Raw genomic sequence first — 3,698 nt, forward strand, 5'->3', positions numbered from 1 at the left:
CGCCGGCCGCCACCCGGCCGCCCTCGCGCACGTACAGCTCGGCCACCGCGCCCGAGACCGGCGCCGCCAGATAGACCCGCTCGCCCTCGACGTAGCCGGTCAGCGTCCGCGGCTCTCCGGCCCGCAGGAACAGCGCCCAGACGATCGCGCCCAGCACGGCGATCGCGGCGATCGCCAGCACAGGTCTCATCCGCTTCATGGCTTCATCCCCTTCAGGACGGTGTCCAGATGCTGGTCGGCCAGCCTGCCGACGTCGATCGGCTGGGCCCCAACCGGCTCGAACGTCTCGCGCCACACCATCGACAGGACCATCGGCCCCATCAGGCTGAAGGCGAACAGGCGCGGATCGCCCGCCCGCACCTCGCCGCGCTTCTGCGCCTCGGCGATGAGGCCGCTCATCAGCGTCACGCCGGGCTCCACCACCGTCTCGTGCCAGATCGTCGCCAGTTCGGGGTGGTTGCGGCTTTCGGCGATGACCAGCTTGACCACGCCCGTGATCCGCCGGTCGGTGACCACCTTGCGCGCCAGCAGCCCCAGGCCCATCCGCGCCGCCTGGTCGAACGGCGCGGCCGCCGCGGCCATCGCCTTCACCTGCTCCAGATTGGGCGAGATGGCGTCGCGCACCACCGCCCGGAACAGGTCCGCCTTGGTCTCGAAATAGAGATACAGCGCGCCCTTCGACACGCCGGCCTTCCTGGCCACCTCCTCCAGCCGGGCCGAGTGGAAGCCCCGCTCGGCGAACACCTCCAGCGCCGCGGCCAGGATCTCGGCCGGGCGGTCGGCGGGTCGGCGACGGAATTTCGGTTCGCCGGGCGGCAGCATGCAGGGCTCTTTATAACTGACCGGTCAGTTATTAACTCGCTCGACACACGCTGTAAAGCATCGTTATTCCAGCCGCCGCCCCCATGGGCTGGACCCTGCTGCGCGGGGCTTCTAAGTGTGCGCCATGACCTCCCCCCTCGACTCGACGCCCGATCCCCTGCTGACGCTGGAGCCGCACCGCCACGCCAGCGTGCGCGAGCTCTTCGGGATCGACAGCGACATGACCGTGCCGGTCTTCGATGGTCGCGACAGCCACGTCCCCGACATCGACGACGCCTACCGCTTCGACCCGCAGACGACCCTGGCCATCTGCGCCGGCTTCAGCTTCGACCGCCGCGTCATGGTCCAGGGCTATCACGGCACCGGCAAGTCGACCCATATCGAGCAGGTCGCCGCCCGCCTGAACTGGCCGCTGGTCCGCGTGAACCTGGACAGCCACGTCAGCCGCATCGACCTGGTGGGCAAGGACGCCATCGTCCTGAAGGACGGCCGCCAGGTCACCGAGTTCCGCGAGGGCATGCTGCCCTGGGCCATCCAGCGCCCCATCGCCCTGGTGTTCGACGAGTACGACGCCGGCCGCCCGGACGTGATGTTCGTCATCCAGCGCGTGCTGGAGGCGCAGGGCCGTCTGACCCTGCTGGACCAGAACCGCGTCATCCGCCCGAACAAGTGGTTCCGCCTGTTCTCGACCACCAACACCATCGGCCTGGGCGACACCTCGGGCCTGTACCACGGCACCCAGCAGATCAATCAGGGCCAGATGGACCGCTGGAACATCGTGACCACGCTCAACTACCTGGACCACGACGTCGAGACCGAGATCGTCGTGGCCAAGGCGCCCGAGTACGCCACGGCCGAGGGCCGCCGTCAGATCGCCGCCATGGTCCGCGTCGCCGACATGACCCGCAACGCCTTCATGAACGGCGACATCTCCACCGTCATGAGCCCCCGCACGGTCATCACCTGGGCCCAGAACGCCCAGATCTTCGCCGGCGACATCGGGCTCGCCTTCCGCCTGACCTTCCTGAACAAGTGCGATGAGCTTGAGCGGCCCACGATCGCCGAGTTCTACCAGCGCGCGTTCGGCGAGGATCTGCCCGAGGCGGCGACGCGGGTGAAGGTGGGGTAGAACTTTCCACCGCTCATCCCGGCGAATGCCGGGACCCAGATTGCAGAACTCGATCTCACCCGGCGGCGATCCACAACCTTAACTTGATTTCCAACCCGCCAGATCTTCCATCTGGGTCCCGGCATTCGCCAGGATGAGCGGTGGAGGGCGTCATGCGCGAGGGACCGATCGGGTTCTGGGTCTACATCATGGCCAATCGGCGCAATGGCGCCATCTACACCGGCCACACCGACAAACTTTGGGTCCGGGTCCAACAGCATCGGAACGGGACGCATGACGGCTTCACCAAACAGTATGGCTGCAAGATCCTCGTCTGGGTCGAATGGCACGAGACGCGCCCTGGCGCTTTCCGTCGCGAGCGGCGGATAAAGGAATGGCGGCGATCCTGGAAGTTGCTCCTGATCGAGGGACGCAATCCAACCTGGCGCGATATGCTGGAAGACTACGTCACCGCATAGCGCAGTAGCACCTCTTCTTGACCGCTCTTTAAGCCCGATCCCCCTACACAACCCACCGTAAGCTTCATTCGAGTGGGCGACGGTGGTTCAGAACGCCGATTATGTGCGGGCATATGCCGGCCGGTACCGGGACATGTTCCCGGTGCGGATCCTGTCCGTCCTTGGCGTGGCGGCGATCGTGCTGTGGCTGCTGGATTGGACCTGGACGGCCGCTTTCCTGGTTCCGCAGTTCGCCCTCTACCTCCTGCTCTGGCGCCTGGTCGAGCGCGCGCGGCTGAATCCCGACAGGCCGGGAGCGGGAGCCCGGCTGAAATGGGGCACCGAGACGATCACCCTGGCCCTAGCCACCCACGTCGCCCTGTTCGTCTTCGTCGCCTGGCGGTTCGAGCCGCTCTACCTGAAACACCTCCTGCTGCTGATCGGCGGCAACCTGATGGTCGGGGCGCTGCAGGTGCACGTCAGCCGCCTGAGCTTCGCCGCCGCCGTCCTGCCGCCGGCGATCATGATCGGCGTCATCGCCTGGAGCGAGGCCGGCTGGGACGTCGTCCTGTTGACCAGCGCCGTCCTGTTCGTCCTGGGCGTCGTCGGCTCGGCCTGGCGCCAGGCCGCAGCGACCGCCAGACGGTGGAGCTCTACGTCGACCTGGCCGAGCGCTCCCGCGCCCTGGGCGTGGCGCTGGACGCCGCCGAGGCCGAACGCGCCGCCGCCGAACGCGCCAACCAGGCCAAGTCCCGCTTCCTGGCGGTGATCAGCCACGAGGTGCGTACCCCGCTCAACGTCATCCTGGGCATCGCCGAGGTGCTGAAGGGCCGCCGCCGCTCCAAGGTCGAGGCGGACCTGGTCCGCGACATGGCCGACGCCGGCGGCATGCTGCTGCGCCTGCTGAACGGGGCGCTGGACCTGTCCAAGATCGAGTCCGGCCAGGCCGAGGCCCGGCTGGAGCCCGTCGACCTGGCCGAGACCGTCGCCGCCATCGCCCGCGTCTGGAGGGTCCGCGTCGCCGAGCTGGGCCTGTCCCTGGAGATCGAACGCGACGGCCGCCCCGAGGACTTCGCCGTCCGGACCGACGGCGGCAAGGTCGAGCAGGTGCTGATCAACTTCCTGTCCAACGCCCTGAAGCTGACGCCCTCCGGGGCGATCCGCCTGGTCGCCCGCGCGCGCCCCGCCGCCGACGGCCGTGTCGATCTGGCCTTCGAGGTCCACGACGAAGGTCCCGGCGTGCCCGAGGATCAGCGCGAGCGCATCTTCCAGCCCTTCGAGCAACTGGCCGAAGGCCGCCGCCGCCGGCG

Annotated in this window: 5 protein-coding genes and 1 pseudogene; 4 read left to right on the forward strand and 2 right to left on the reverse strand. The window is 68.3% G+C overall.

Going from position 1 to position 3,698, the window contains the following annotated elements; translation table 11 throughout:
* Positions 1-190 (reverse strand): annotated as a pseudogene (locus tag AC2W7C_RS14865) (secretion protein HlyD); the annotation flags it as partial.
* A gap of 5 nt (positions 191-195) precedes the next feature.
* The gene (locus AC2W7C_RS14870; RefSeq protein ID WP_486002110.1) at positions 196-822 is read right to left on the reverse strand and encodes a TetR/AcrR family transcriptional regulator; all 627 of its coding nucleotides are present in this window, start codon (positions 820-822) and stop codon (positions 196-198) included.
* Positions 823-946: 124 nt separating this feature from the next.
* Here AC2W7C_RS14870 and cobS point away from each other — a divergent pair, with 124 nt between their 5' ends.
* From cobS to AC2W7C_RS14890, 4 genes are all read left to right on the forward strand, one after another.
* On the forward strand, positions 947-1,951 hold the full coding sequence (gene cobS / locus AC2W7C_RS14875) for a cobaltochelatase subunit CobS (RefSeq protein ID WP_486002111.1): 1,005 nt from the start codon (positions 947-949) through the stop codon (positions 1,949-1,951).
* Positions 1,952-2,103: 152 nt separating this feature from the next.
* Positions 2,104-2,409: a GIY-YIG nuclease family protein gene (locus AC2W7C_RS14880; protein ID WP_486002112.1), complete on the forward strand. Its 306-nt coding sequence runs from the start codon at positions 2,104-2,106 to the stop codon at positions 2,407-2,409.
* A 103-nt stretch (positions 2,410-2,512) separates the two neighbouring features.
* Positions 2,513-3,157, forward strand: coding sequence for a hypothetical protein (locus AC2W7C_RS14885; RefSeq protein ID WP_486002113.1), 645 nt, complete (start codon positions 2,513-2,515; stop codon positions 3,155-3,157).
* Between the two features lie 11 nt (positions 3,158-3,168).
* The coding region (locus tag AC2W7C_RS14890; RefSeq protein WP_486002114.1) for a sensor histidine kinase at positions 3,169-3,698 on the forward strand (530 nt) is incomplete at its 3' end.

The organism is Brevundimonas sp. CURTG3B2_SDJG, from assembly GCF_057364705.1.

Excerpts from the sequence above, each read along its gene's own strand:
- cobS (WP_486002111.1), top strand. The coding sequence starts at position 947 with ATGACCTCCCCCCTCGACTCGACGCCCGATCCCCTGCTGACGCTGGAG.
- AC2W7C_RS14880 (WP_486002112.1), top strand. The coding sequence starts at position 2,104 with ATGCGCGAGGGACCGATCGGGTTCTGGGTCTACATCATGGCCAATCGG.
- AC2W7C_RS14870 (WP_486002110.1), bottom strand. The coding sequence starts at position 822 with ATGCTGCCGCCCGGCGAACCGAAATTCCGTCGCCGACCCGCCGACCGC.